The organism is Solwaraspora sp. WMMD406 (genome assembly GCF_029626025.1).
Taxonomy (GTDB): Bacteria; Actinomycetota; Actinomycetes; order Mycobacteriales; family Micromonosporaceae; genus Micromonospora_E.
Map to the genome: position 1 here is coordinate 4,410,455 of NZ_JARUBF010000001.1, position 26,186 is coordinate 4,436,640.

A 26,186-nucleotide genomic window follows, 5' to 3' on the forward strand; every position below is an offset into this window, starting at 1 on the left:
ATCGCCTGGGTGAAACTTACCTCGCGGCGGGGACAGAACTCACGATCGCCGGTCACGTTCGCGCCAAGCGAACCCCGGCCACCGCCAGCCGGTAGCGCCGATCACCCGGCGGTGATCGCCTCCAGCAGGTCCTTCGCGCTGGCACACCGATCGAACAGCGCCCCGACGTGTTTGCGGGTACCCCGCTCGGGTTCCATCATCGGCACCCGAACCAGCGACTCGCGGCCGACGTCGAAGATCACCGAGTCCCAGCTGGCGGCGACCACTTCCGAGGCGTACTGCGCCAGGCACCGGCCCCGGAAATAGGCCCTGGTGTCCTCGGGCGGCTCGACCATCGCGGCCCGGGTCGCGGCGTCGTCGAGCAGGGTCCGCATCGCACCGCGCGCCACCAGGCGGTGGTACAGGCCCTTCTCCGGGCGTACGTCGGCGTACTGCAGGTCGACCAGGTGCAGCTTCGGCGACGCCCAGGTCAGCGCCTCCCGTTCCCGATAGCCTTCCAGCAGCCGGAGCTTGGCCACCCAGTCGAGTTCCTGCGCGCAGGACATCACGTCGCGGCCCAACCGGTCAAGCACGCTCTCCCATCGGTCGAGCACGTCCGCGGTGATGTCGTCGACGTCGGCGCCGTACCGGTCGGCGACGAAGGCGTGGACCCGTTCGAAGAACGCCCACTGGACGTCGAGCGCGGTGAGCCGGCGGCCGTCGCGCAGCCGCATCAGGTGCGACAACGTCGGGTCGTGGCTGACGGCCTTGAGCTCGGCGACCGGGTCGGCGATCCCGAGATCCGCGCCGAGCGCCTTCTCCTCGATCATCGTTAGGATCAGCGCGGTGGTACCCGTCTTGAGATAGGTGGAGATCTCCGACAGGTTGGCGTCGCCGATGATGACGTGCAGCCGGCGGTACTTGTCCGCGTCGGCGTGCGGCTCGTCGCGGGTGTTGATGATCGGTCGCTTGAGCGTCGTCTCCAGACCGACCTCGACTTCGAAGAAGTCGGCCCGCTGGGAGATCTGGAACCCGGCCTGGGAACCGTCCTGCCCGATCCCGACGCGTCCCGCCCCGCAGACGATCTGCCGGGTCACGAAGAACGGGGTCAGATAGGCCACGATGTCGGCGAACGGCGTCTGCCGGCGCATCAGGTAGTTCTCGTGGGCACCGTAGCTGGCACCCTTGTTGTCGGTGTTGTTCTTGTAGAGCTGGATCCGGTGGGCACCGGGAATCGTGGCGGCCCGCCGGGCCGCTTCGGCCATCACCCGCTCCCCCGCCTTGTCCCACAGCACCACATCGCGAGGATTGGTCACCTCGGGTGTGGAGTACTCCGGGTGGGCGTGGTCGACGTAGAGCCGGGCACCGTTGGTCAGGATCACGTTGGCCAGGCCGAGGTCTTCGTCGGCGAGTGCCTCGGCCGGGTCGTAGGCGGCCCCGGTGTAGGTGAACCCGCGCGCGTCGCGCAGCGGCGACTCCTCCTCGTAGTCCCACCTGGCCCGCCCGCCGCGGTTCAACTCGGGCCGGGCACCGTAGGCGTTGACCACCTGGGATGACGTCACCATCGGGTTGGCTCCGGGCTGGCCGGGCACGGAGATGCCGTACTCCACCTCGGTGCCCATGATCCGCCGCACACTCATGCCGTTACCTCACCGCTTCCGTCGCGCCCGTCATGTTCCGTCGCGCCCGTCATGTCGAGCGTAGTCGCCGACCCGGCGGATCCGCCGCGCGGCGTGCCTGTCCGGCGACACCGTGGCACATTCCGCACCAGCCGCGTTTCCTCCTGAACGGGGACGTATCACGGGAGACCGGATCGCCCCGGGTGGGCGGCGCCGCGCGGTGGCGTGAAACGCGACCGGGCGGCGGCGTTCCCGTCGGAACGCCGCCGCCCGGACCACCGTCAGAGGTATTGACCGGTGTTGCTGGCCGTTTCGATCGACCTGCCGGCTTCGGCCCCCTTGCCGCCGGAGACGAGGGTACGGATGTAGACGATCCGCTCCCCCTTCTTGCCGGAGATCCGCGCCCAGTCGTCGGGGTTGGTGGTGTTCGGCAGGTCCTCGTTCTCCCGGAACTCGTCGACGCAGGCGTCCAGCAGGTGCTGCAGGCGCAGCCCCTTGCGTCCCGAGGTGAGGAACTCCTTGATCGCCATCTTCTTGCCCCGGTCGACGATGTTCTGGATCATCGCGCCGGAGTTGAAGTCCTTGAAGTACAGGACCTCCTTGTCGCCGTTGGCGTAGGTGACCTCGAGGAACCGGTTCTCGTCGGTCTCCGAGTACATCCGCAGCACCACGGCGTCGATCATCGCCGACACGGTGGCCTGCGGGTCGTTGCCGTGCTCGGCCAGGTCGTCCGCGTGCAGCGGCAGCCCGGTCAGGATGTACTTGGAGAAGATGTCCTTGGCCGCCTCGGCGTCCGGACGCTCGATCTTGATCTTCACGTCCAGCCGCCCGGGCCGCAGGATCGCGGGATCGATCATGTCCTCCCGGTTGGAGGCCCCGATCACGATCACGTTCTCCAGGCCCTCGACCCCGTCGATCTCGCTGAGCAGCTGCGGGACGATGGTGTTCTCCACGTCCGAGGAGACGCCGGAGCCCCGGGTCCGGAAGACCGAGTCCATCTCGTCGAAGAACACGATCACCGGTGTGCCCTCGCCGGCCTTCTCCCGGGCTCGCTGGAAGATCAGCCGGATGTGCCGCTCGGTCTCGCCGACGTACTTGTTGAGCAGCTCCGGACCCTTGATGTTGAGGAAGAAGCTGGTGTGCTTCTCCTCACCTCGCCGCTCGGCGATCTTCTTGGCCAACGAGTTGGCCACCGCCTTGGCGATCAGGGTCTTGCCGCAGCCCGGCGGCCCGTAGAGCAGGATGCCCTTCGGCGGGCGCAGTTGATGCTCGCGGAAGAGCTCCGCGTGCAGGAACGGCAGTTCGACAGCGTCACGAATCTGCTCGATCTGGGCGTGCAGGCCGCCGATGTCGGTGTAGTCGACGTCCGGCACCTCCTCCAGCACCAGCTCCTCGACCTCGCTCTTCGGGATCCGCTCGTACGCGTACGCCGAGCGTGGCTCGATCATCAGCGAGTCGCCGGCGCGCAACGCGGACCCCACCAGCGTCTCCGCCAGGTGGACCACCCGCTCCTCGTCGGCGTGCGAGATGACCAGGGCCCGGTCGCTCGGCTCACCCGTCGGATTGTCGAGAAGTTCCTTGAGCATCACCACCTCGCCGACCCGCTCGTAGCCGAACGCGTCGACCACGTTGAGCGCGTCGTTGAGCAGGACCTCCTGCCCGCGCTGGAGCTCCTCGGCGTCCAACGACGGCGAGAGGGCAACCCGAAGCTTGCGGCCACCGGTGAAGACGTCCACCGTGCCATCGGCGTGTCGGGCCAGGAAGACGCCGTACCCGCTGGGCGGTTGCGCCAGCCGGTCGATCTCCTCCTTGAGCGTGACGATCTGGGCTCGGGCCTCCTTGAGGGTGGCCACGAGCCGGTCGTTGTTCTCGGTCAGTCGGGCCAGCTGCGCCTGCGTCGCCGCGAGCCGTTCCTCGAGCTGTCGTACGTGTCGGGGGCTTTCCGTCAACTTGCGCCGCACCAGAGCGAGTTCCTCTTGAAGAAACGCGACCTGGGTGGAGAGATCGTGGGCCTCCTTCTCCCACCGTGCGGCGCGCGAATCCGCGTCGTCGCTGCGTGCCACGTCCCACCTCCCCGGGGGCTAAAACGTTCTGCCCTAACACTAGCCGTTTGCCGGACGATTCGAACCCACGCAACACAGTCGTCCCACAACGTTGATCGTCCTGTCGTGCCCCGGGCGAGGCGTCGACGGCTCCTCACCGCCCTCGTCACCGTGCCGTCGGGTACCGTCGGGTGTGCCTCGGTCGTGGCTCGCCGGTGACGGATCTCGCGCCTCGGGCCGAGTCCGGGTCACCACACGCCCGGGGCAGAACGCGCCCGGGACGAAACGCGCCCGAGTCAGAACGAGCCTGGGGAGGTGCGTCATGACGATCCAGACCGGGACCCGACCCGTCGACGGACCCGACGACGTGGCGTCCGACGACGCCGAGCTGCAGGTCTGGGTGGACCAGGACCTCTGCACCGGAGACGGGCTGTGTGTGCAGTACGCCCCCGCCGTGTTCGAGTTCGACATCGACGGCCTCGCCTACGTCAAGGGCGACGACGGCGAACTGCGGGTGGCACCGGGCAGCCGGGCTCCGGTTCCGGCGCGTCTGCGGCTGGACGTCATCGACGCGGCGAAGGACTGCCCCGGCGAGTGCATCCACGTGGTGCGCGCCGCCGACCAAGCCGAGGTCGCCGGACCCGCAGCCGAGTGACCGGACCGAGTGACCGGGCCGAGTGACCGGGCCGAGTGATCGGGCCGAGTGATCGGCCGGGCCCTCTCGGTCGAGACGTTATCTAGATCACAATAGCGGCCGCCCCACGACCGAGGCGACGACCCGGGCGAACTCCTCCAGTCGTGCGATCTGCCCCGAACCACCGTCGTCGAGAGTCTTCCCGAAACGCAGCGCGTCGTGCCGGGGACCGAGGTGCTCCTCCGGCTGGGCGGTCTCGTCCTGCGAACTGAGCAACAGATAGACGTCGACGCTGTCCACCCGGGCATGCCCGGACGGGGTCCGGGTCAGCCTGCGCCGACAACCGACCTCGGTGACGCTCGACAACGGAACCACCCGCAACGACGACGTCATCGAACCGACCGGTCCGTCACCCGGCGGTACGTCCTCGCCGTGCCAGAGGATCATCCGGCTGCCGTCGCAGACCGCGACCTCCTGCCACACCCCGTTGACCTCGTTGACGAACCGCTCCAGCGTGAACGCCAACACGTCGGCCCCGGCCAGCACCCCGCCCAACGCGTCCAGCGCGACGTCGGGGTCACGCAGATAGGCCCGGGCGGCGGCGTCCAGATCGACGTAGGGCGACCAGTCGGGAAACACCGCCGGCAGCTCCCCACCGCCGAACACCGGGCGGTTCACGACCGGTCCGGCTCGACCGACGCCGACGGCGTCACCGGTACGGCTGCCTCCGGCGACGCGGCGGCCGGCACGTCGGCCGGCACGATGTCGGCGGTGGTGGACGCCGGCGTCTCGGCCTCCGGCTGCCCACCGTCGCGGAGGCGTCGCCGCTCGGCGTACGCCTGCGCGCCTCGGCTGGGCTTGCGCCGCCGGGCGGGAGCGGTGACCCCGGGCGCCAACAGGCGGGTCGACACGAGGAAGGCGGTATGCCCGATCATCCGATGGTCCGGGCGGACCGCCAGCCCGTCGGCGTGCCAGTCGCGCACCAGCGACTCCCAGGCCCGCGGCTCGGTGAAGCCACCGTGCTCGCGCAGCGCCTCCACCAACTCGCTCAACTGGGGCGTGGTGGCCACGTACCCGATGAACACTCCGCCCGGGACCAGCGCCGCCGACACCAGGTCAAGCACCTCCCACGGGGTAAGCATGTCGAGGATGATCCGGTCGAATCCCGTGTCGCGGCAGTCGGCCACGTCGCCGACCCGCAGCCGCCACGCCGGGTGGGGGCCGCCGAAGAACGCCTCGACGTTCGCCCGCGCGACGTCGGCGAAGTCCGGGCGCACCTCGTACGAATGGACCTCGCCCTCGACCCCGACGGCGCGCAGCAACGAACAGGTCAACGCCCCGGAACCGGCGCCGGCTTCCAGCACCCGGGCCCCCGGGAAGACGTCGCCCATGGCGACGATCTGCGCCGCGTCCTTGGGGTAGATCACCTGCGCGCCCCGGGGCATGCTCAGCACGTAGTCGGCCAGCAACGGTCGTAGCGCCAGGTACGCGGTGCCACCGGCGGACGTGACCACACTGCCCTCGGCGAGCCCGATGAGCGTGTCGTGGTCCAACGCACCCCGATGGGTGTGGAAGGACCGACCCGGTGCGAGGGTGATGGTGTGCATCCGACCCTTCGGATCGGTCAGCTGCACCCGGTCGCCGGGTTGGAACGGCCCACGTCGGGTGGAGATCGGCGACGTCGTCTCGGCGACGGTGGTGGACGTAGGGGTCACGGGTTCATCTTTCGGTTCGGTTCCAGCAACTGTGCGAGATCGGCGACATGCAGTACGCCGACCAGGTCGTCACCCCGGGTCACCAGATACTGGCTGCCGGGGAATTCCTGCACTGCACGGACCACCTGCTCACCGGCGAGGTTGACCGGCAGGCGGCGCAGCCCGTCGATGCCACGGGCGACCGTGTCGACGGCCACCCACGCCCGCCGCTCCGGTGGCACCGCCGCGGCCGCCGCCCGGTCCACCAGTGCGACCAGCCGGCCGGCGGAATCCGCCACGCCCAGCGTCGGTTCGCCACGCCCGGGGCCGATACCGACGTCCGCACCCCGCCGCTGCGCCTCGGCCAACGGGGTACCACTCGGTACCGGGAAGATCGGCCGGGCCAGTGCCGCCAGATCGACGAGGGGAAACCGCCGCCCGATCCGGGCGACCCGGATCGACTGCCCGGCACCCTGCCACATCGTGAACGAGACCAGCAACATGAAGATCAGCCCGAACGGGGACAGGATCCCGAGCAGGGTCAGCAGCACCACCAGCCCGGCCGTACCGGCCGCGACCACCCGGCCCACCCATCCGGCCGCCTCGGTGCCGACGTGCCGGTCCCGGGTCACCGCCCACACCGCGGCCCGCAGGGCACGGCCGCCGTCCAACGGCAGTCCGGGCAGCGAGTTGAAGACCGCTACCAGGATGTTGGCCACCGCCAGCTGGAAGGCCAGCTGGTTGATCAACGTCTGATCCGGCAGCAACACGGCGGCCACCACGGCGACGATCCCCAGCACCAGCGACACCGCCGGACCGGCCAGTGACACCAACAGGTCCACCTTGGGTGTGGGAGCGTCGCGGTCCATCTCGGTGTAGCCGCCGAGCATCTCCAGGGTGATCCCGCGGACCCCGATGCCGTAGCGGCGAGCGGTCAACGCGTGGCCCAACTCATGCAGCAGCACCGATCCCAGCAGGCAGACCACGAAGCCGAGCCCGACGGCGTACCTGGCCGGTTGACCGACGTCCAGCTGGCCACGGACGAACTCGGCGTAGACGACGGTCACCAGGATCGCCAACAGCAGCACCGAGGCGTTGAGATGGACCGGGAACCCGAACACCCGGCCGAGACTGATCCCCGGACGCCGATCGGGTCGGCGTCCGGAGCGCGGCGTGCTGTCGTCCATCGGGTTGATGCTACGGAACCCACCGCCCCGGGCCGCGCACGGTTTCCCGCCCCGGGCCGCGCACGTTGCCCGCGCCACCCGCCGGGCACGTCGGACCCGTGCCATACCCTGCCTGGCATGACGGCGGAAACGGCACAGCGGACGACGATCGGGGCAGATGGCGAAAGCGAGGCGGAGTTCCCCCGGCACGCCACACTGTCCCCGTCCCGCGCCGCCGACTTCAAGACCTGCCCGCTGCTCTACCGGTTCCGCAGCATCGACCGGCTCCCCGAGCAGCCCACCGCGGACCAGGCCCGGGGCACCCTGGTGCACGCCGTGTTGGAGCGGCTGTTCGACCTGCCGGCCGAGCAACGGACCCCGGCAGCGGCAGCTGCCCTGGTCACCCCGGTCTGGCAACGCCTGCTCGCCGCCGAACCGGCGCTGGCCGACGTCCTGGCGGTCACACCGGCACCGGACGGACCCCCGTCGGACGCCGACGCCCCGAACGCCGACGCCCCGGACGCCGGCGCGGCGACGACCGACGGTCCCGTCCTGGTCGGCAGAGCGGCGCCCCAACCAGAGCTGGCCGATTTCCTCGGCGCCGCCCGGACCCTGCTGGACGGCTACTTCACGGTCGAAGATCCGCGCCGGCTCGAACCGGCCGAACGGGAAACCCTGGTCAGCACGGTCGTCGACGGACAACTGCTGATCCGGGGATACATCGACCGGTTGGACGTCTCACCCGCCGGCGAACTCCGGGTGGTCGACTACAAGACCGGTGGCGCCCCCCGGGAGGCGTTCGAGTCGCGCGCCCTGTTCCAGCTCAAGTTCTACGCCCTGGTCCTGTGGCGTACCCGGGGCGTGGTGCCCCGGGTGTTGCGGCTGCTCTACCTCAAGGACGCCGAGGTCTGCGACTACACCCCCGAGGCGGAGGAACTGGCGCGCTTCGAACGGACCGTGCTGGCACTGTGGCGGGCGATCACCCGGGCCACCGAGCTGCGCGACTTCCGGCCCAAGCCGAGTCGGCTCTGCGACTGGTGCAGCTACCAGGCCTACTGCCCGGTCTACGGCGGCACGCCGCCGCCGTTCCCCGGCCCGGCGGAGGAGCCGGTCTCCTCCTCAGGAAGGAGTCCGGGTTAGGGCCACGGAGGGCGGATAGGCACCCTCGGCAGCGGCTACGGTCACGGGATGGAAGCCGTGGCGCGGACTCGCGCGTCCGCCGAGCCGCGCCGCCGGTGGTGGTCGACCTGCCGCGACGCCACGCCACCGGCCACGTGGCTGAGCTGGCTGAGGCAGGACACACTGCTCGCCGGCGCCGCCGTGGTCGCGGATCTCGCCCTCACCGCCGCCGCACCCACCCAGCTCGACAGCGGCGCCACCTGGCCCGTGGTGCTCGGATGGAGCCTGGTCGCCGCGATCCCGATCGCCGTCCGCCGGATCCTGCTCTGGCCGGCGGTGCTGCTCACCGTCGGCACCGTCGGCATTCCCCTCGCCGCCGGCCATCAGCCGCTGACCATGGCGCTGGCCATCGTCGCGCTCACCTACACCGCCGCCGCGTGCTCGCGGCTGCGGGCAGCGGTGATCGCCACGACGGTCCTGTGGCTGCCGGTGCTGGTGTCCAACGCGGTGCTGCCGGCACCGGACTTCCCCGAGCTCTCCCGACCGTACGTGCTGCTCGTGAACGGGTTGACCGCACTGACCTGCTTCTTCGTCGGCCGGACCGTACACGCCCGCCGCTCGTCGACCCGGGCGCTCGTCGAACGGGCCCGGGTGGCCGAGGAGAGCCAGCGGGCCGCGGCCGAGCAGGCGGTCGCCGACGAGCGGCGGCGCATCGCCCGCGAGCTGCACGACGTCGTCGCCCACCACGTCAGCGTGATGGGGGTGTTGGCCACCGGCGCGCGGCGGGTTCTCCACCGCGACCCCGACGCGGCGGACGAAGCGTTGGGCACCATCGCCGAGACCAGCCGCACCACGTTGCGGGAGATGCGGCGGCTGCTGGACGTCCTGCGTACCGACGCGGAGCCGGCCGGCGCGGACCTGACCCCGCAGCCCGGGCTGGCCGGCATCGAAACCCTGGTGGAGCAGGTACGCGAGGCGGGTCTGCCGGTCACGATGCGGGTCGACGGCGTACCCGGCGCGCTCGATCCGGGCGTCGCGCTGACCATCTTCCGGATCGTGCAGGAGGCGTTGACCAACGCGATCAAGCACGCTGGTGACGCCACCGCAGAGGTCCGCCTCAGCTTCGGTGTCTACTGGTTGATCGTCGAGGTGTTCGACACCGGCCGTGGCCCGGCCCTCGGGGGCAAGCAGCTCGGGCACGGGCTGGTGGGCATGCGCGAGCGGGTGGCGCTGTACGGCGGCACGCTGCGGACCGGACCTCGACCGGGCGGCGGGTTCCGGATCTACGCCAAACTACCGATGGAGCAATTGGGTGGCACCGCACGTGAAGGAGTCCCGTGAACGAGACCGCGACCGGCACCGGACCGGCTGGGCGACCGGTGCGGATCCTGCTCGCCGACGACCAGCCGCTGCTGCGGACCGGCTTCCGGATGGTCCTCGGCGCCGAGGACGACCTGGACATCGTCGGTGAGGCCGGCGACGGCACCGAGGCGGTGGACCTGGCCCGCCGGCTGCTGCCGGACGTGGTGCTGATGGACATCAGGATGCCCCGGCTGGACGGAGTCGCCGCGACCAAGGCGATCGTCGACGCCCGGCTGCCCGTTCGGGTCCTCATCCTGACCACCTTCGACCTGGACGAATACGTGGTGGGCGCGTTGCGGGCCGGGGCCAGCGGCTTCCTCGCCAAGGACGTACCGGCGGAGGATCTGGTGACGGCGATCCGGACGGTCGCGGTCGGCGAAGCGGTCGTCGCCCCCCGGATCCTGCGCCGGCTGCTGGACAAGTTCGCCGTCACGCTGCCGGATCCGGACGCGGCCCCGCCGAAGACGCTCGACGTACTGACCGAGCGCGAACGGGAGGTGCTCACCCAGATGGCCCGGGGGCTGTCCAACGCGGAGATCGCCGCCGCCCTGTCGGTCAGTGAGACCACCATCAAGACCCACGTCGGACATGTGCTGACCAAGCTCGGCCTGCGGGACCGAGTCCAGGCGGTGGTGCTCGCCTACGAATCCGGGCTGGTACGGCCGAAGGGTTGAGGTGGGCGTGGTGGCACGCGGCCACCCGGATCGCCCCACCGGGTGAGCCGGGCGACCTGAGATCCTTCTCAGGTTGGAGGGACCGCCCCACCGGGACGGAGCGCCGAACCGTTCCCCGGCACGATGATCACGCCGAATCGGACCCCTACCGTTGTCCCGGAGACCACAACGGTAGGAGTGAACGTGACAGTGACGACGACGTCGGGTACGGGCACGGAGATCGCGGCCCGGGCAGTCGACGTGTGGAAGGTGTACGGCACGGGTGAGGCGCAGGTGATCGCCCTGCACGGCGTGAACGTCGACCTCGAACGCGCCCGCTTCACCGCCATCATGGGACCGTCCGGCTCCGGCAAATCCACCCTCATGCACTGCCTCGCCGGCCTCGACACCGTCACCCGCGGCACCATCACCATCGGCGACACCACCGTCACCGGCCTGCGCGACAAAGGACTCACCACCCTACGCCGCGACAAGATCGGCTTCATCTTCCAACAGTTCAACCTCCTACCCACCCTCACCGCCGAAGAGAACATCCTCCTCCCCCTGTCCATCGCCGGCCGCAAACCCGACAAAACCTGGTACGACACCGTCATCGACACCGTCGGCCTGCGCGACCGACTCCACCACCGCCCCACCCAACTCTCCGGCGGCCAACAACAACGCGTCGCCTGCGCCCGCGCCCTCGTCGCCCGACCCGAGGTCATCTTCGCCGACGAACCCACCGGCAACCTCGACTCCCACGCCAGCGCCGACGTCCTCGGCTTCCTGCGCAATTCGGTGCGCGACCACCAGCAGACCATCGTCATGGTCACCCACGACCCCGTCGCCGCCTCCTACGCCGACCGCGTCATCTTCCTCGCCGACGGACACATCGTCACCGAACTCACCGACCCCACCGCCGAGACGGTCCTCGACACGTTGAAGGACCTCGACGTCACCGGTGCCGGTGCCGGCGCAGCGGATCGGGAGGTCTGATGTTCCGCGCCACCCTCAAGAGCCTGCTGTCGCGCAAACTGCGACTGGTCCTGTCCGGGTTCGCGATCATCCTCGGCGTGCTGTTCGTGTCGAGCGCCATGGTGCTCACCGACAGCCTCGGCAACCGGTTCGAGCGGTTGTTCCAGACGGTCAACGCCGACGTGGCGGTGCAGGTCCAGGCCACCGACTCCGCCGCCGGCCAGGCCGAACCGCCGCTGCTCACCGACGCCGACATCGATCGACTGGCCGCGATCGACGCGGTGGCCCAGGTCACCGGCGAGGCCAGCGCCACCGGCGTCATCCCGTTCCGCGACGGTGACGGCAAGGCCGTACCGAGCCAGGCACCGCAGTTGGGGATCGGTCTGCGCGCCAGCGGCGGCGACAGCGACGCGCTGCTGCGGGTGGCCGACGGTCGGGCACCGGCGGCGGACGACGAGGTGGCCCTCACCCGGTTGACCGCCGAGCAGGCCGGCGTCGACGTCGGTGACCGCCTGCGGGTGTACGTGTCCAGCGCCTACGAGACCACCGAGTACGAGGTCGTCGGGGTGTTGGAGTACAGCGGCGGGCGATCGACGCTCGGCGGCGAGACCCTTGTCGCGTTCACGGTGCCCCAGGCCCAGCGGTTGTTCTACGGCCGCACCGGCGTGTTCGGCACGGCGCAGTTGCGGGCCGAGGCGGGGGTCAGCGACGAGGAACTCAAGGAAACGGTCACCGGCGCCCTGCCCGCCGGCTTCGAGGCGCTCACCGGCGAGGAGATCGCCGACGAACAGGCGTCGCAGTTCACCCAGCTGCTGACCTTCGTCAACTGGTTCTTCCTCGGCTTCGCGCTGATCGCCCTCCTGGTCGGGATGTTCCTGATCTTCAACACGTTCAGCATCCTGGTCGCCCAACGGTCCCGGGAGCTGGCCCTGTTCCGGGCGCTGGGTGCCAGCTGGGCACAGGTCACCGGCACCGTGCTGGTCGAGGCCCTGGTGGTCGGTCTGCTCGCCTCGACGCTGGGCCTGCTGGCCGGCATCGGCGCCGCCGCCGCGCTTCAGGCGGCGGCGGTGGCCACCCTGTCACTGCCCGCCGGCGGCCTGATCGTGTCACCCCTGGTGATCATCGTGTCGTACCTGGTCGGGGTGTTGATGACGGTGATCGCCGCCCTGGTGCCCGCGATCCGTGCCTCCTCGGTGCCGCCGATCGCCGCGATGCGCGACGTCCTGCGGCCGGACAAGTCGCTTACCGCGCTGACGGTCGTCGGCGGCGTGGCCACCACGCTCGGTGTGCTTCTCGTCGGGGTCGGGCTGGCCGGCGTGGCCGGACTCACCGCCATCGCCCTCGGCGGCGGCGTGCTGGCGTCGATCATCGGAGTGGCGCTGCTCTCGCCGGCGTTGACCCGCCCGGTCGCCGGCACCGTCGGCCGGCTGGTCAGCTGGGGAACGGCGACCGGGCTCGGCCGGCGCAACGCGCTGCGCAACCCGCGCCGGACGGCGGTGACCGCCGCCGCGCTGATGATCGGGGTGACCCTGGTCAGCACGATCGCGGTGATCGGGGCGTCGCTGAAGGCCACCACCACCGACCTGGTGGAGAACAGCCTCGGCGCCGAGGTCATGATCCTCACCAACGGCCAGCAGTTGCCGACCGGGCGGGAGGGATTCGACCCGCAGCGCCTCGACGAGGTCGCCCGGATCGACGGAGTGACCGGCACGGTCGCGTACCACTTCGCGATCATGACCGCCGACGGCCGACCCAACCAGTTGATCTCCGCGACGGACCTGGCCGAGGCCGAGTCGATGTTTGCCCTGGAGACCGAGCAGGGGCGGCTCGATGCCGGCGACGACGAAGCCGTGGTCGACGTCAACACCGCCGAGTCCAACGGCTGGTCGGTCGGCGACGAGGTGTCGGTCGCGACGCCGCGCGGCGGCGATCGGACGTATGAGATCGTCGGCGTCTACCGTACCGCGCTGACCGCCGGCCTGATCCTGCCCGAGTCCCAGGTGGAGTACTTCGCCGGACCGTTGGCGTACCAGGGGTTCGTCAGCGTCGCCCCCGACGCCGACGTGTCCCGGATCGTCGCCGAGGTGGAGGCGGTGATGGCCGACTACCCGCTGGTCGTGGTCGGCGACCGCAGCAGCTTCGTCGCGCAGCAGAACGCACTGGTCGACACCCTGCTCGGCATCTTCTACGTCCTGCTCGCCCTGGCCGTGCTGGTGGCCTTCCTCGGCATCGCCAACACCCTGGTGCTGAGCATCTACGAGCGCACCCGCGAGCTGGGACTGCTGCGCGCGGTCGGGATGAGCCGACGGCAGATCCGCCGGATGGTACGGGTGGAGTCGCTGCTGATGGCGGTCTTCGGCTGCCTGCTGGGGGTCGGGGTGGGAGTCGCGCTCGGGCTGGCTGCCTCGTTCGCCCTGCGCGGCCAGGACATCCTGTCGGTGGTGAGCGTGCCGTACGGGCAGTTGATCGGCTTCGTCGTCGCGGCGGCGCTGGCCGGTGTGCTGGCCGCCTGGATTCCGGCGTGGCGGGCCTCGCGACTCAACGTGCTGCAGGCCATCGCCTACGAGTGACCAGGCGGGACGTCCGGCGCGGCGCCACGCGGTACGGGGGCGGGTACGCGGGTGATCGGAACCGGTCGCCCGCGTACCCGTTTGTCTGTTGTGGCCGGTGCGTCCCGCACCGGCCGAACCCGCGCCGGTCCCCGCCTCTCAGGGACAACCCTGACCCGGCATCCGGAGCCACCCGCAGCGAAAGATCCGCGCCCGAGTCGTGCTGCGGGCCGATGGCCGACGGCCGTCGGGCACCGAGGATGGGGACACGGCCGTTCCACGGGGGCGGCCGCTGTCAGCCCTGATCCCAAGGAGGACCAGTGACCGCGACGGTAGCTGGGCACAATCGGGCCGCGGCCCGGGCAGTCGACGTGTGGAAGGTGTACGGCACGGGTGAGGCGCAGGTGATCGCCCTGCACGGCGTGAACGTCGACCTCGAACGCGCCCGCTTCACCGCCATCATGGGACCGTCCGGCTCCGGCAAATCCACCCTCATGCACTGCCTCGCCGGCCTCGACACCGTCACCCGCGGCACCATCACCATCGGCGACACCACCGTCACCGGCCTGCGCGACAAAGGACTCACCACCCTACGCCGCGACAAGATCGGCTTCATCTTCCAACAGTTCAACCTCCTACCCACCCTCACCGCCGAAGAGAACATCCTCCTCCCCCTGTCCATCGCCGGCCGCAAACCCGACAAAACCTGGTACGACACCGTCATCGACACCGTCGGCCTGCGCGACCGACTCCACCACCGCCCCACCCAACTCTCCGGCGGCCAACAACAACGCGTCGCCTGCGCCCGCGCCCTCGTCGCCCGACCCGAGGTCATCTTCGCCGACGAACCCACCGGCAACCTCGACTCCCACGCCAGCGCCGACGTCCTCGGCTTCCTGCGCGACTCGGTGCGCGACCACCAGCAGACCATCGTCATGGTCACCCACGACCCCGTCGCCGCCTCCTACGCCGACCGCGTCATCTTCCTCGCCGACGGACACATCGTCACCGAACTCACCGGACCGACCCCGGAGACGGTGCTGGACACCATGAAGAAGCTGGACACCCCGGCCGTCGAGGCGGTCGTCTGATGCTGCGCGCCACCCTCAAGAGCCTGCTGTCGCGCAAACTGCGGCTGGTCCTGTCCGGTCTGGCGGTCGTGCTCGGCGTCATGTTCGTCTCCGGATCCCTGATCCTCACCGACACCCTGGGCCGCACCTTCGACGCGGTGTTCAGCGACGCCTACGCCACCACCGACGTCTCGGTCAGCGCCGTACCCAACATCGAGATGACCGAATTCGAAGGCGAACAGGTCGCCGTACCGCTACCGGCCGACCTCGTCGACCAGGTCGCCACGGTGCCCGGGGTGGCCGAGGCCGTCGGGGTGACCATCGCCGACGGCGCCCGGGTGATCGGCGACAACGGCAAGGCCCTCACCTCGTTCGGCCCCCCGCAGCTGGGCGGCAACTGGCTCGGCGAGGACGAGCTGATCCAGCTCCGCGAGGGCCGTGGGCCCACCGCCGACGACGAGATCGCCGTCAACGCCACCGTCGCCGAGGCCGCCGGGCTGGCGGTCGGCGACCGGGTCGGGGTACTCACCCGCGAACCGAGGCAGGACTTCACCCTGGTCGGCGTCTACGGATACAGCGCAGGACGGGACAGCATCGGCGGCGTACAGGAGGTCGCCTTCACCGACGCCACCGCCGCCCGGCTGATGCTCGGCCGCGACGACGTGTACACGAACGTCGTGGTCCGGGCCGCCGAGGAAACCACCCCCGAAGCGCTCCGCGACGACATCGCCGCCGCACTCGGCACCGGCTATCAGGTCAAGACCGGCGGCGAGCTGGCCGCGGAAGCGTCCGCCGGCCTCAAGGAAGGCCTCGCCTTCTTCAACAACATCCTGCTCGGCTTCGCCGGGGTGGCCCTGTTCGTCGGCACGTTCCTGATCCTCAACACCTTCTCGATCATCGTCGCGCAGCGCACCCGGGAGCTGGCCCTGGTCCGGGCGATCGGCGGCAGCCGCCGGCAGATGATCGGCGCGGTGCTGCTCGAGGCGGTCGTCATCGGCCTGGTCGCCTCCGTACTCGGACTGGTCGCCGGCCTCGGCGTCGGCGCGCTGTTGGCATATCTGTTCGGACAGTTCGGCGGCGGCCTGGACCTGGCGACGATCGGGCTGCCCGCCAGCGCCGTGATCTCCGCGTTCGTCGTCGGCCTGCTGGTCACCGTCGTCGCCGCGGTCCTTCCGGCGGTACGGGCCTCGCGCATCCCGCCGATCGCCGCGATGCAGGACATCGCCACCCCGGACCGGCCGCTCACCCGGATCACCATCGCCGGCGCGGTGGTCAGCGCCACCGGCGCCGCCCTGCTGACGTACGGGCTGACCGGTGACGCCGGCGCCAACACCCTGTGGACCATCCTGGCCGGCGTGCTGATCGCGTTCGTCGGCATCGCGCTGCTCACCCCGTTGATCAGCAAACCGGTCGTCGCCACGATCGGACGGATCTTCTCCTGGTCGGTGCCGGGCAAGCTGGGCAGGCTGAACTCCGGGCGCAACCCCCGCCGCACCGCGATCACCGCCGCCGCGCTGATGGTCGGCGTCGCCCTGGTCACCGGCGTCACCGTCATCCTCGACTCGACCAAACAGAGCATCACCACGCTGGCCGAGGAGACCATCGCCGCCGACCTGGTCATCTCCGGACCACAGACCGGCCCGAGGATGCCGACCTTCGACCCCGCCGTGCTCGACGCCGCCGCCGACATCGACGGAGTCGCGCTGGTCGCCGGCACCTACGGCGACACCGCGCGGATCGACGACGAGCGACACTGGGTGACCGCGACCAGCGACATCGCCGCCCTCACCCGGATCTACCAGGCCGAAACCTCCGCCGGCGTCATCGACACGCTGCCCGACGACGGACTGATCGTCGACTCGGGCACCGCCGCCGACCTCGGACTGGGCGTCGGCGACCCGGTCGAGGTGCGCTACTCCCGAGGCGAACCCGTCACCTATACCCTGACCGGCGTCTACGCCGAGTCCGACCTGTTCGGCGGATTCGTCGTCCCGGTCGACGCCGCCGTCGACTTCGCCATGCCGCAGCCCAGCCAGGGGTACCTGCAGCTGACCCCGGGCACCCCGGTCGAACGGGTGCTCAGCCAGGTCGAATCCCTCCTGGCCGACTCACCCGAGGTGTCGGTCGCCGACCGGGCCGCCTTCATCGACCAGCAGACCAGCCAGATCGACACCCTCCTGACCATGATCCAGATCCTGCTCGCGCTGGCCATCCTGATCGCCGTACTCGGAATCGTGAACACCCTCGCCCTGTCGGTGCTGGAACGTACCCGGGAGCTCGGCCTGCTGCGGGCGATCGGGCTCAGCCGGGCGCAGACCATGCGGATGGTCACGGTGGAGGCGGTGGTCATCTCGGTCTTCGGCGCGTTGCTCGGCGTCACGGTCGGCACCGGGCTCGGGGCGGCCGTGGTACGGGCGCTGCGCGACCAGGGCATCACCAGCCTGGTGCTGCCCTGGGACCAGATCGCGGTGCTGCTCGCGCTGGCCGCCGTGGTCGGTGTCGTCGCCGCTGTGCTGCCGTCGATCCGGGCCGCCCGGCTCGACCTACTCGCCGCGATCGCACACGAGTAGTCCATCGCCGGTGCCGGCGTCCAGCCGGTCCCGGGACCGGTGCCAGGTCGGTCCCGGTGCCGGGTCAGGGCCGGCGAGGGGTCGGCCGTAGGTCCGCGAACCCGTGGCCTACGGCCGGCCGGCGACCAACCGCTGGTCCGGGTGCGCCACGGCCGACCGTTGACCGAGGTGTCCGGCGGACAGCGCCTCCCGGTGCACGGCGACCAAGGTCGCCGTGGTCACCCCGACGAGAGAGTCCCGTACGTGCACACCGGGCGGCACCGTCAGCGCCACCTCGGCCGGTACGGCGAGCACCGCGACCCGCGCCGCGTAGGCGCTGGCCACCCCGGCCGGCGAGTCCTCGACCGCCACGCACTCCCGGGGCGCGACGCCGAGGGCGGCGGTGGCGCTCAGGTACGGCGCCGGATCGGGCTTGGTGGCGCTGACCTCGTCGCCGCAGACCACCACGTCGAAGTTGTGCCGGCCCAACGACCGTAGGGCGATGTCCACCAACGGACGCTCGGTCGAGGTCACCAGGGCCGTCCGGAACCCGTCCGACCGCACCGCACGCAGTAGGTCCTCGGCGCCGGGTCGCCACGGCAGGCCGGCACCGAACAACTGGGCGACCCGCCGGGTCACCCAGTCGGCGCCGGTCCGTGGGTCCCGCCACGGCTGGTCAAGGTCGTCGTGCAACAGACGCATCGTGGTGGCCAGGTCCGATCCGACCATCGCCAACCGAGCGGTGGCCGACAACCGGCCGCCGTAACGCTCCGCCAACTCGCGCAGCGCCACATCCCAGAGCTTTTCGCTGTCGATCAAGGTGCCGTCCATGTCGAACAGCACCGCGGCCGGACCGGTGGTGGTCAGTGGAACCTCCCGAGGCGGTGCCGATACGTACCGCCTCGATCCTGCCCGACCAGCGCCGACGGGGCCAACCCCGCGCGGACGTGGCCGGCCACACAGGGCCCGCCGGACGGCCGGGCGCCGGGCGCCGGAGCGGCGGGATCAGTTGTACGGCATCGTCGGGAACCAGCCGACCCCGAAGATCGCCGGAACCCGCACCACCCAGTAGACGACGGTGAACACCCCCAACGCCACCAGCAACGAGCCGGTGATCGCCATAGTGCGCAGCGGATCACCGCTGAGCCAGCGCAGGAAACCACCCCGGCTGACCATGATCAGCACCGCGAACAGCGCGGTCACGATCACGATGTTGCCCAGTGACTGGAGGACGAACGCCGCCGACCCGTACAACGGGTTACCGGTGTCGACCGCCCAGTGGAACAGCTTGTTGAACAACGGGTACGGCCGGCCGATCAGGAACCCGCCGATCAGCGCGCCGAGCGTGACCACCCGGGCGACGGGACGTTCGGCGAACGGATCCGGCAGCACCCGCAGCGCGGCCAGACCAAGGTACGTCAGGGCCAGACCGATCACCCCGAAGACCACGGACGACTGGATGATCCGTACCGGCATGCCGCCGACCGTGTCGGTGGACAGCTGCGGCAACGCGTCACCGATCAGGACCCCGACGAAGCCGTACACCGCCGAGACCGACACCATGCCGAGGGTCAGCCAGCCGACCGGACGCACCAGCATCCGCAGCGTGGAGTGCTGCCGACCGCCGGCCTGACTCATCGGCCCGACCGACGCGGCCATCGCGATGTTGCAGGCCGTGAACGTGCCGGCCAGACCGGAGACGAAGGCGAACAGCAGACCGGCGGCGGTACCAGCGATCGCCGTGTCGCGGGCGTCCCGGCCAAGCAGCGCGTTGGCGACGTTGTCCCCGATCACCGCGTCGACGAAGTGGTACGACCACAGGATGGACAACAGCACACCGGCGGCCACGCTCCAACCGATGATCCGTCCGGTTCGGGGCGGCCGTACCGGCACCGATAGACGCGGCTCCGCTGTCCGTAGTTCGCTCATGACCGTTCACCTCGCGAATCCATCGCACGCCGTCGATAGGCAGTGTCACACGGACACCCACGGGATCGTTCTTCGACGATGCCGGAAGGGTTCTTCGTACGTGCGGGATCGGCGACGAGCAGCGGTCACGACCGGGCACGATCCATCGCGATCGGACCCGAGCCGGACCCGTCAGCTCAGGTCACAGCCGGCCAGGGAACCGTCGTAGCCCCGGAAGAAGGCGGCGATCCGCTGGTCGGCGGTGCCGTGCGAGCCTTCCTCGAACCACGGCTGGTTCGGATCGTCCGCGACCGCTTCGAGACCGAGTCGGAACTCCTCCAGATCGCCGTCGTCGAGCCGCAGCGCGCCGTCGCGCACCGAGTCACCCAGGTAAGCGCCGGCCAGGCAGTCGGCGGCCAGTTCACGCTGGATGCTGAAGGAGTAGTCCAGCTCCAACCGGACTTGGATGCCGTGCGCGTACTCGTGCCCGATCAGGTAGAACAGGAAGGAATCCCCCACCGCCTGGAAAACGGTGAAGGCCCAGTTGGCGTCGTAGGCGATGAACTCGGTGCCCCCCGCGAGGCAATAGACGGCATTGTTGCGGGGGATCAACTGGTCGCCGCAACTGACCTCTCCGTCGCGGTAGTAGGGAATGGTCCGGCCGATCGGCTGGAACTCGGCGCCGAACCCGGCGAACCGCTGTGACCAGTACTGATCCGCCAGCCTCTCGGCACCTTCGATGTCCTGCTCGAACTCCTCCACCGTGTCGGTGCCCTCCAGCAGGTCCTCGCCGTCGGCCCGGGTGGGCTCCGCGCCCGGCGCCGCCGGCTGGTTCGGCTCCCCCTGCTCCCCACCGGGCAGTGGCGCGACCGCGCACGCACCGGCGGCGACCACGGCGACGCAGAGTGCCGCCAGTCGGGCCGGACTCCAGCGGCGGTCACCGGGCTGGTCCATGCCATCCTCCTCGGACAACGGTGGGGACGTCACACGCGAGCGCCCCACGCGTGTCCGTGCCAGACATGCTGCCTCAGTCGCGCAACACGCATCCCGGCGGCCAGCGGATCATCGCCGCTGGGGAGCGCGGCGGAAAGGCGGACGTCGTCGTGACCGGGAACGCGGCGCGGCCACCGGGCCGAGTCGCGCCACGGCACGTAGGCTGACAGAGTGAGGCACGACAACCAGCACGCTACCGGACATCGCCCACCTGTCGGCACCACTCGGTGTGGACGACCGAGCATGCCGGGCGAGGAGACGCTGTGACCGAGTTCGACGGTCTGCCGGTGCTGCGCTCGCCGGTGGCCATCGCCGCTTTCGAGGGCTGGAACGACGCCGCGGACGCCTCGACCGCCGCGGTGGAACATCTGGAGGAGGTCTGGCAGGCCCGGGAGGTCGCCGCCCTGGACCCCGAGGAGTTCTATGACTTCCAGGTGAGCCGCCCGACGGTGACGATGGCCGGCGGGGAGACCCGCCGGATCGAGTGGCCGGGCACCCGCTTCATGGTCGCCAGCCCGGACGGCACCGACCGCGACGTCGTCCTGATCCGGGGAATCGAGCCGAGCATGCGCTGGCGCACCTTCTGCGAGCAGGTGCTGGAGCTCTGCCACAGCCTGGAGGTCAACCGGGTGGTGCTGCTCGGTGCCCTGCTGGCCGATGTGCCCTACACCCGGCCGTTGCCGATCAGCGGCACCGCGTCGGACAAGGAGGCGGCCGAGCGCTTCCAACTCGTCCCCACCCGCTACGACGGGCCGACCGGCATCGTCGGAGTGCTCCAGGACGCCTGCACCAAGGCCGAGGTGGATGCCGTGTCGTTCTGGGTCCATGTGCCGCACTACGCCAACAACCCGCCGTGCCCGAAAGCCACCCTGGCGCTGCTGCACCGGGTGGAGGAGGTGCTGGACCTGCCGGTACCGATGGCGGACATGGCCGAAGAGGCGGCCAAGTGGGAGGCCCGGGTTCGTACCGCCGCCGAGCAGGACGCCGAACTCGGCGAGTACGTCCGGGAGTTGGAGGAGCGTGTCGGTGACGCCGGCATCCAGCCGTTGACCGGAGACGAGATCGCCCAGGAATTCGAGAAGTATCTGCGACGGCGCGGTGGATCCGCAGGTCCGACGGCCGGTTCTTGGTGAGCTGCCGGACAGCCGGGCGGCATCGTTCTATCGGCTAACTGACAGCTCCGTCAGCGTCTCTCGCGGCACCAGGAAAATGTCCGGATGCTAACCCCCACCCCTCTTATGCGTCTGGTGACCGGTTTCTGGAGCTTCAAGACTCTCGCGGCCGCCGTCGAGCTGGACCTGTTCACCCGGCTGGCCGGTGGCCGAACCATCACCGTCGAACAACTCTGCACCGAGTACGGACTCGCCGAGCGGCCGGCCGACACGTTGCTCGCTGCCTGCGCGTCGCTTGAGCTGTTGGTCAAGGAGCCAGGTGCGGCCGGCTACCGTAACTCCCCGATCGCCGAGGAGTTCCTGGTGGTCGGCCGGCCGTACTACTTCGGCGGGCAGGTGCGCTACTGCGACGAACGGACCTACCTGCCGTGGCATCGCATCGGTGAGGCGCTGCGGACCGACCGGCCGCTGACCTGGAATCCGGACACTCAGGGGTCGGTGTTCTCCGACGTGGACCCGCAGATGCTCGGGCTGTTCTGGGAAGCGATGTACGCGGCCTCGATCTTCACGGCGCGCGCACTCGGGGGAGCGTACGACTTCGGCGCGCATCAGCGGCTGCTCGACGTCGGGGGTGGCTCGGGCGCGTATCCGATCGAACTCTGCCGGCGGTTCCCGGCCCTGCGGGCAAGCGTGTACGACCTGCCACACGTCGTGCCGATCGCGGCGGAAAAGGTCAAGGCGGCCGGACTGACCGAACGCATCGACACCATCGCCGGCGACTTCTTCACCGATGAAACCCTGCCGCTCGGCTACGACGTGATGCTGCTCAGCATGATCCTGCACGACTGGGACGAACCGACCAACCGGCGGTTGCTCGACCGCTGCCATGCCGCTCTCCCCTCCGGCGGGATCGTGGTGATCTCCGAGCTGCTGTTGAACCCGGACCGCACCGGACCGCCGGAGGCTGCGCTGATGGGCATGAACATGCTGGTGGAGACCGCTGGCGGCCGGAACTACTCGGAGACGGAATACGCCGACTGGCTGGCCGACGCCGGCTTCGGATCGATCCGTACGGTGATCTTCGACGCGCCAGGCGCGAACGGGGCGTTGATCGCGCGCAAACGCTGATCACAGCTGACCGCTGCGCTGGTCGTCACGACGCAGCGGTTCTCATCGGTGTGGCCGGGTCAGACCCGGTGGCATGGCTTTCTGGTGCGGTTTGTCCACGGGTGGTGGGTCGAGAGAGGGTGCCCGAAGTGGGACTGGACACGACGTCTACAACGTCCTAGGATGCTAGGTGTCATTGAAGGGGGCGGAATGCACGTCAATCCCGGCGCGGCCGAGGTGCCGCATCGACAGATCGCCGACCAGATCCGCGAACGCATCCGGCGCGGCGACTGGGGCCCGGGCGAGCGCCTGCCCTCCATCCCCGCCATCGCCCAGATGTACGGCGTCGCCAAGCAGACCGTGCAGCGTACAGTGGACCAGCTCCGGGTCGAGGGCCTGCTGATCACCAAGCCTGGCTCGGGCACCTTCGTGCGGGGCACCCGCCGCCGTCTCAACCGGCTCGCCCGCGGTCGCTACGGCCGCCACCGCGGCTACCACGCCGATCTGGCCGCCCGCTACCGCCAGCAGTTGATCGGCGTCGGCCGCGCCCCGGCCCCGGCCGAGGTGGCCGATGCCTTCGCGGTCGCGGACGGCACCGAACTCGTCGTCCGGCGACATCTGGTACGCACAGACGACTCCCCGGTCGAGGTGGGCGCTTCCTGGCTGCTGCCGGCCGACGCCGCCGGTACCAGCCTGGAACGCCTGGAGGCGTTCGGCCGCCCGCTCTATCAGGAGGTAGAGGAGATCACCGGCCGCCGGTACGCATGGGCCCGCGACGTACTGAGCGCACGGCAACCCAGCAGGGAGGAGGCACAGACGCTGCGCATCCGGCCGGACACCCCGGTCCTGCACCTGCTGCATGTGGCCTACGACGCCGACCGGCGGCCGATCGAGGTCGCCCAGGCCACCTGGCCGGGCCCGATGACGACGCTCACCGAGGAGTACCGGATCCCCGCGCCAAGCGCCGACCCGGACCCGGATCCTGGGCTGGTGCTCGGCTGACCGGGTATTTCTTTCGCCTTACTTTGTTTCCTAGGCAAACTATTGACAGATCTGATCGATAGGTGTGAATCTCATGCCGGGATCGCCGCGAGAGCCGCGCGGCAGCAACGAGAGCCACGGGTAGCTCCCGTCCCGCACCGACCCGGCGGCGACCGCCAGCGTCCCGGCGTCGCCGTCACCGCCGATCACCCTGATTGGGGGCACATCATGTCTTCCTTTCTCGCTCACCGCACACCACTGCTCCGCACACTCACGGTCGCGGCGGCCGCCGCGATGCTCCTGACGACCGCGTTGGCCGAGGTGGCAGCCGCCCACGGTTCGACGATCAATCCGCCGTCGCGCAACTACGGATGCTACGAACGATGGGCCAGCGACTTCCAGAATCCCCGGATGGCCACCGAGGATCCGATGTGCTGGCAGGCATGGCAGGCCGACTCCACCGCCATGTGGAACTGGAACAGCCTCTACATCGACGGGGTCAACGGCCAACACCAGGCACACATCCCGGACGGGCAACTGTGCAGCGCGGGCAACACCGGCGGCATCCGATACGCGTCGCTGGACGTGCCCGGCAACTGGCGAGCCGCGAACGTCGGCACCAACTTCACCGTCACTTATCACGACCAGGCATTGCACGGTGCCGACTACCACCTGGTCTACGTCACCCGCCAGGGGTTCGACCCACTGACCCAACGCCTGCGCTGGAGTGACCTGGAGCTGGTACGGACCACCACCGGTGCCGCCCCCGGGGCCGGCACCCGCACCAACAACCCGAACCTCAACGGAGTGTCGGTCGACATCCCGGTCAGCGCGCCCGGCCGTACCGGTCGACACCTCGTCTACACGATCTGGAAAGCCAGCCACGCCGACCAGACCTACTACTTCTGCAGTGACGTCAACTTCGGCGGTACCGGCAGCACCCCGGCACCAACCACGCCGGCACCAGCACCAACCACGCCGGCACCAGCACCCAGCACCCCGACGCCGTCGACACCAGCACCGACCACGCCGGCACCAGCACCCAGCACCCCGGCACCGGGTACCGGCGGCTGCCGCGCCACGTTCTCGGTCGTGGCCACCTGGCAAGGCGGCTTCCAGGCCGACGTACGAGTGACCGCCGGCTCGTCGGCCATCACCGGCTGGACCGTCGGCTGGACCAACCCGGGCGGCCAGCAGGTGACCCAGGCCTGGAACGCGACCCTCAGCAGCAGCGGTTCCGCGGTGACGGCCCGCAACGTCGGCTACAACGGAAGCCTGGCCGCCGGGGCGAGCACCACGTTCGGTCTACTCGGATCGGTCAGCGGCACCCCGACGGCGGCGTCGCTGACCTGCTCGGCGACCTGACCGCCGCCGAGCCGACAGGGCGCGGCGTGCGGGTCGGTGATCAGCGGGCCGGCTGATCACCGACCCGCACGCCCAACAGGGCGTCGCAGGTCGCCGCCACCAGCCGCGGAGCGTCCCGGTCCGTACTACCCTCGCCGGCGAGCGCCCGATCGGCCCACTCGTCGACCAGAGCGACCGCGCCGGGAGTGTCGAGATCGTCGGCCAACCGACCGCGCACCCCGGCCAACAGGTCGGCCCCCGAGGGGCCCGCCGCGCACCCGGCCGCCTCCCGCCACCGCTGCCACCGCTGCTGACCGGTCTTGAGCACCTCGTCGGTCCACTGTCGGTCCGCGCGATAGTGACCGGCGATCAGCGCCAGCCGCAAGGCCATCGGATCCACCCGGTCGGCCCGCAGCCGGGAGACGAACACCAGGTTGCCCCGGGACTTGGACATCTTCTCGCCGTTGAGCCCGATCATCCCGGCATGCACGTAGTGCGCGGCGAACGGTGCCTGACCGGACAGCCGCTCGGCATGCGCCGCCGAACACTCGTGGTGCGGAAAGATCAGATCGTTGCCGCCGCCCTGCACGTCGATCCGCGACCCGAGCAGGCGCAGTGCGATCACCGCGCACTCGATGTGCCAACCCGGCCGTCCCGGGCCCAGCGGCCCACCGTTCCACGCCGGTTCGCCGTCACGAGCGCCCCGCCACAGCAGAGGGTCGAGCGGATCGCGCTTACCGGGCCGCTGCGGGTCACCGCCGCGTTCGGCCGAGAACACCAGCATCTGCTCTCGGGAAAGGTTCGACTCGTAGCCGAAGCGCGGCGCGGCCGCCACGTCGAAGTAGACGTCCCCGGTGCCGTCGTCCAACCGGTATCCGGCACCACCGTCGAGCAGTACCCGTACCTGGTCGGCGATCGCCGGGATCGACTCCACCGCACCGACGTACCGGGTCGGCGGCAGGATCCGCAACGCCTCCATGTCCTCGCGGAACAACGCGGTCTCGCGCATGGCCAGGACCACCCAGTCCTCACCGTCCCGCGCCGCCCGCTCCAGCAAGGGATCGTCGATGTCGGTGACGTTCTGCACGTAGTCGACCTGATGGCCGGCGTCGCGCCACATCCGCTGCACCAGGTCGAAGGTGAGCATCGTCGCGGCATGGCCGAGATGCGTGGCGTCGTACGGGGTGATGCCACAGACGTACATCGTCGCCCGGTCCGCCGGCCGGGTCGCCGCCACCATCTGGCGCGCCGAGTCGAACAACGCCAACGGCTGGCTGGTGCCCGGCAGACGGGGCACCTCGTGGCCGGTCCAGGAGTCCATGCCGTCAGA

General features: G+C 70.2%; 21 protein-coding genes. 12 read left to right on the top strand and 9 right to left on the bottom strand.

Going from position 1 to position 26,186, the window contains the following annotated elements:
• Positions 1-101: 101 nt before the first annotated feature.
• Complete coding sequence (gene dop, locus O7632_RS19300) at positions 102-1,619, bottom strand: depupylase/deamidase Dop (RefSeq protein ID WP_347403583.1); 1,518 nt, start codon at positions 1,617-1,619, stop codon at positions 102-104.
• Positions 1,620-1,879: 260 nt separating this feature from the next.
• Positions 1,880-3,661 carry a proteasome ATPase gene (arc, locus tag O7632_RS19305; protein ID WP_278116226.1) on the bottom strand — a complete coding sequence of 594 codons (1,782 nt, stop codon included), beginning with the start codon at positions 3,659-3,661 and terminating at the stop codon, positions 1,880-1,882.
• A gap of 301 nt (positions 3,662-3,962) precedes the next feature.
• Between arc and O7632_RS19310 the strand changes: the two genes are divergently transcribed.
• Entirely contained in the window at positions 3,963-4,295 is a 333-nt protein-coding gene (locus O7632_RS19310) for a ferredoxin (protein ID WP_278116228.1), read from the top strand.
• Positions 4,296-4,382: 87 nt separating this feature from the next.
• Here the strand turns inward: O7632_RS19310 and O7632_RS19315 are convergent, their stop codons facing one another.
• The 3 genes from O7632_RS19315 to O7632_RS19325 are packed head-to-tail and all read right to left on the bottom strand — an operon-like array spanning position 4,383 to position 7,089.
• Positions 4,383-4,952 (bottom strand): hypothetical protein, encoded by a 570-nt coding sequence (locus O7632_RS19315; RefSeq protein WP_278116230.1) that lies wholly within the window; start codon positions 4,950-4,952, stop codon positions 4,383-4,385.
• Complete coding sequence (locus O7632_RS19320) at positions 4,949-5,989, bottom strand: tRNA (adenine-N1)-methyltransferase (protein ID WP_278116232.1); 1,041 nt, start codon at positions 5,987-5,989, stop codon at positions 4,949-4,951. Before O7632_RS19320 ends, O7632_RS19315 begins: the two co-directional genes overlap by 4 nt.
• The gene (locus O7632_RS19325) at positions 5,986-7,089 is read right to left on the bottom strand and encodes a site-2 protease family protein (RefSeq protein ID WP_278120191.1); all 1,104 of its coding nucleotides are present in this window, start codon (positions 7,087-7,089) and stop codon (positions 5,986-5,988) included. The genes O7632_RS19320 and O7632_RS19325 overlap by 4 nt, the downstream gene beginning before the upstream one ends.
• Before the next feature lie 183 nt (positions 7,090-7,272).
• Here O7632_RS19325 and O7632_RS19330 point away from each other — a divergent pair, with 183 nt between their 5' ends.
• The 7 genes from O7632_RS19330 (at position 7,273) to O7632_RS19360 (ending at position 17,432) form a co-directional block, all read left to right on the top strand.
• The gene (locus O7632_RS19330; protein WP_278116233.1) at positions 7,273-8,274 is read left to right on the top strand and encodes a PD-(D/E)XK nuclease family protein; all 1,002 of its coding nucleotides are present in this window, start codon (positions 7,273-7,275) and stop codon (positions 8,272-8,274) included.
• Positions 8,275-8,322: 48 nt separating this feature from the next.
• Positions 8,323-9,594, top strand: coding sequence for a sensor histidine kinase (locus tag O7632_RS19335; protein WP_278116235.1), 1,272 nt, complete (start codon positions 8,323-8,325; stop codon positions 9,592-9,594).
• A complete protein-coding gene (locus O7632_RS19340) occupies positions 9,591-10,289 on the top strand; it encodes a response regulator transcription factor (protein ID WP_278116237.1) in 699 nt (232 codons plus the stop codon). The genes O7632_RS19335 and O7632_RS19340 overlap by 4 nt, the downstream gene beginning before the upstream one ends.
• Before the next feature lie 189 nt (positions 10,290-10,478).
• Positions 10,479-11,264: an ABC transporter ATP-binding protein gene (locus O7632_RS19345; protein WP_278120192.1), complete on the top strand. Its 786-nt coding sequence runs from the start codon at positions 10,479-10,481 to the stop codon at positions 11,262-11,264.
• Positions 11,264-13,813 carry an ABC transporter permease gene (locus tag O7632_RS19350; RefSeq protein WP_278116239.1) on the top strand — a complete coding sequence of 850 codons (2,550 nt, stop codon included), beginning with the start codon at positions 11,264-11,266 and terminating at the stop codon, positions 13,811-13,813. The genes O7632_RS19345 and O7632_RS19350 overlap by 1 nt, the downstream gene beginning before the upstream one ends.
• 299 nt (positions 13,814-14,112) lie before the next feature.
• Positions 14,113-14,883: an ABC transporter ATP-binding protein gene (locus O7632_RS19355; RefSeq protein WP_278116242.1), complete on the top strand. Its 771-nt coding sequence runs from the start codon at positions 14,113-14,115 to the stop codon at positions 14,881-14,883.
• Positions 14,883-17,432 carry an FtsX-like permease family protein gene (locus O7632_RS19360; protein WP_278116244.1) on the top strand — a complete coding sequence of 850 codons (2,550 nt, stop codon included), beginning with the start codon at positions 14,883-14,885 and terminating at the stop codon, positions 17,430-17,432. Before O7632_RS19355 ends, O7632_RS19360 begins: the two co-directional genes overlap by 1 nt.
• Before the next feature lie 108 nt (positions 17,433-17,540).
• Here O7632_RS19360 and O7632_RS19365 read toward each other — a convergent pair whose 3' ends face one another.
• The 3 genes from O7632_RS19365 to O7632_RS19375 form a co-directional block, all read right to left on the bottom strand.
• Positions 17,541-18,254: an HAD family phosphatase gene (locus O7632_RS19365; protein WP_278116246.1), complete on the bottom strand. Its 714-nt coding sequence runs from the start codon at positions 18,252-18,254 to the stop codon at positions 17,541-17,543.
• 162 nt (positions 18,255-18,416) lie between these two features.
• Complete coding sequence (locus tag O7632_RS19370; protein WP_278116248.1) at positions 18,417-19,340, bottom strand: hypothetical protein; 924 nt, start codon at positions 19,338-19,340, stop codon at positions 18,417-18,419.
• A 171-nt stretch (positions 19,341-19,511) separates the two neighbouring features.
• Positions 19,512-20,273: a neutral zinc metallopeptidase gene (locus tag O7632_RS19375; RefSeq protein WP_278116249.1), complete on the bottom strand. Its 762-nt coding sequence runs from the start codon at positions 20,271-20,273 to the stop codon at positions 19,512-19,514.
• A gap of 302 nt (positions 20,274-20,575) precedes the next feature.
• Here O7632_RS19375 and O7632_RS19380 point away from each other — a divergent pair, with 302 nt between their 5' ends.
• The 4 genes from O7632_RS19380 to O7632_RS19395 all read left to right on the top strand — a co-directional run bounded on the left by O7632_RS19380 (position 20,576) and on the right by O7632_RS19395 (position 24,877).
• Positions 20,576-21,445, top strand: coding sequence for a PAC2 family protein (locus O7632_RS19380; protein ID WP_278116250.1), 870 nt, complete (start codon positions 20,576-20,578; stop codon positions 21,443-21,445).
• Positions 21,446-21,529: 84 nt separating this feature from the next.
• Complete coding sequence (locus O7632_RS19385; RefSeq protein ID WP_278116252.1) at positions 21,530-22,552, top strand: methyltransferase; 1,023 nt, start codon at positions 21,530-21,532, stop codon at positions 22,550-22,552.
• A 189-nt stretch (positions 22,553-22,741) separates the two neighbouring features.
• The gene (locus O7632_RS19390) at positions 22,742-23,533 is read left to right on the top strand and encodes a GntR family transcriptional regulator (protein ID WP_278116254.1); all 792 of its coding nucleotides are present in this window, start codon (positions 22,742-22,744) and stop codon (positions 23,531-23,533) included.
• A gap of 207 nt (positions 23,534-23,740) precedes the next feature.
• Positions 23,741-24,877, top strand: coding sequence for a lytic polysaccharide monooxygenase (locus tag O7632_RS19395; protein ID WP_278116256.1), 1,137 nt, complete (start codon positions 23,741-23,743; stop codon positions 24,875-24,877).
• Between the two features lie 40 nt (positions 24,878-24,917).
• Here the strand turns inward: O7632_RS19395 and mshC are convergent, their stop codons facing one another.
• Positions 24,918-26,177, bottom strand: a complete 1,260-nt coding sequence (gene mshC / locus O7632_RS19400; protein WP_278116258.1) for a cysteine--1-D-myo-inosityl 2-amino-2-deoxy-alpha-D-glucopyranoside ligase — start codon at positions 26,175-26,177, stop codon at positions 24,918-24,920.
• Between the last annotated feature and the right edge of the window lie 9 nt (positions 26,178-26,186).

Bases quoted from the DNA above. Each gene is read 5' to 3' on its own strand.
- dop (WP_347403583.1), bottom strand. From the start codon at position 1,619: ATGAGTGTGCGGCGGATCATGGGCACCGAGGTGGAGTACGGCATCTCC.
- O7632_RS19350 (WP_278116239.1), top strand. From the start codon at position 11,264: ATGTTCCGCGCCACCCTCAAGAGCCTGCTGTCGCGCAAACTGCGACTG.
- O7632_RS19395 (WP_278116256.1), top strand. From the start codon at position 23,741: ATGTCTTCCTTTCTCGCTCACCGCACACCACTGCTCCGCACACTCACG.
- O7632_RS19360 (WP_278116244.1), top strand. From the start codon at position 14,883: ATGCTGCGCGCCACCCTCAAGAGCCTGCTGTCGCGCAAACTGCGGCTG.
- O7632_RS19330 (WP_278116233.1), top strand. From the start codon at position 7,273: ATGACGGCGGAAACGGCACAGCGGACGACGATCGGGGCAGATGGCGAA.
- O7632_RS19310 (WP_278116228.1), top strand. From the start codon at position 3,963: ATGACGATCCAGACCGGGACCCGACCCGTCGACGGACCCGACGACGTG.
- O7632_RS19335 (WP_278116235.1), top strand. From the start codon at position 8,323: ATGGAAGCCGTGGCGCGGACTCGCGCGTCCGCCGAGCCGCGCCGCCGG.
- O7632_RS19375 (WP_278116249.1), bottom strand. From the start codon at position 20,273: ATGGACCAGCCCGGTGACCGCCGCTGGAGTCCGGCCCGACTGGCGGCA.
- O7632_RS19370 (WP_278116248.1), bottom strand. From the start codon at position 19,340: ATGAGCGAACTACGGACAGCGGAGCCGCGTCTATCGGTGCCGGTACGG.
- mshC (WP_278116258.1), bottom strand. From the start codon at position 26,177: ATGGACTCCTGGACCGGCCACGAGGTGCCCCGTCTGCCGGGCACCAGC.
- O7632_RS19385 (WP_278116252.1), top strand. From the start codon at position 21,530: ATGCTAACCCCCACCCCTCTTATGCGTCTGGTGACCGGTTTCTGGAGC.
- O7632_RS19390 (WP_278116254.1), top strand. From the start codon at position 22,742: ATGCACGTCAATCCCGGCGCGGCCGAGGTGCCGCATCGACAGATCGCC.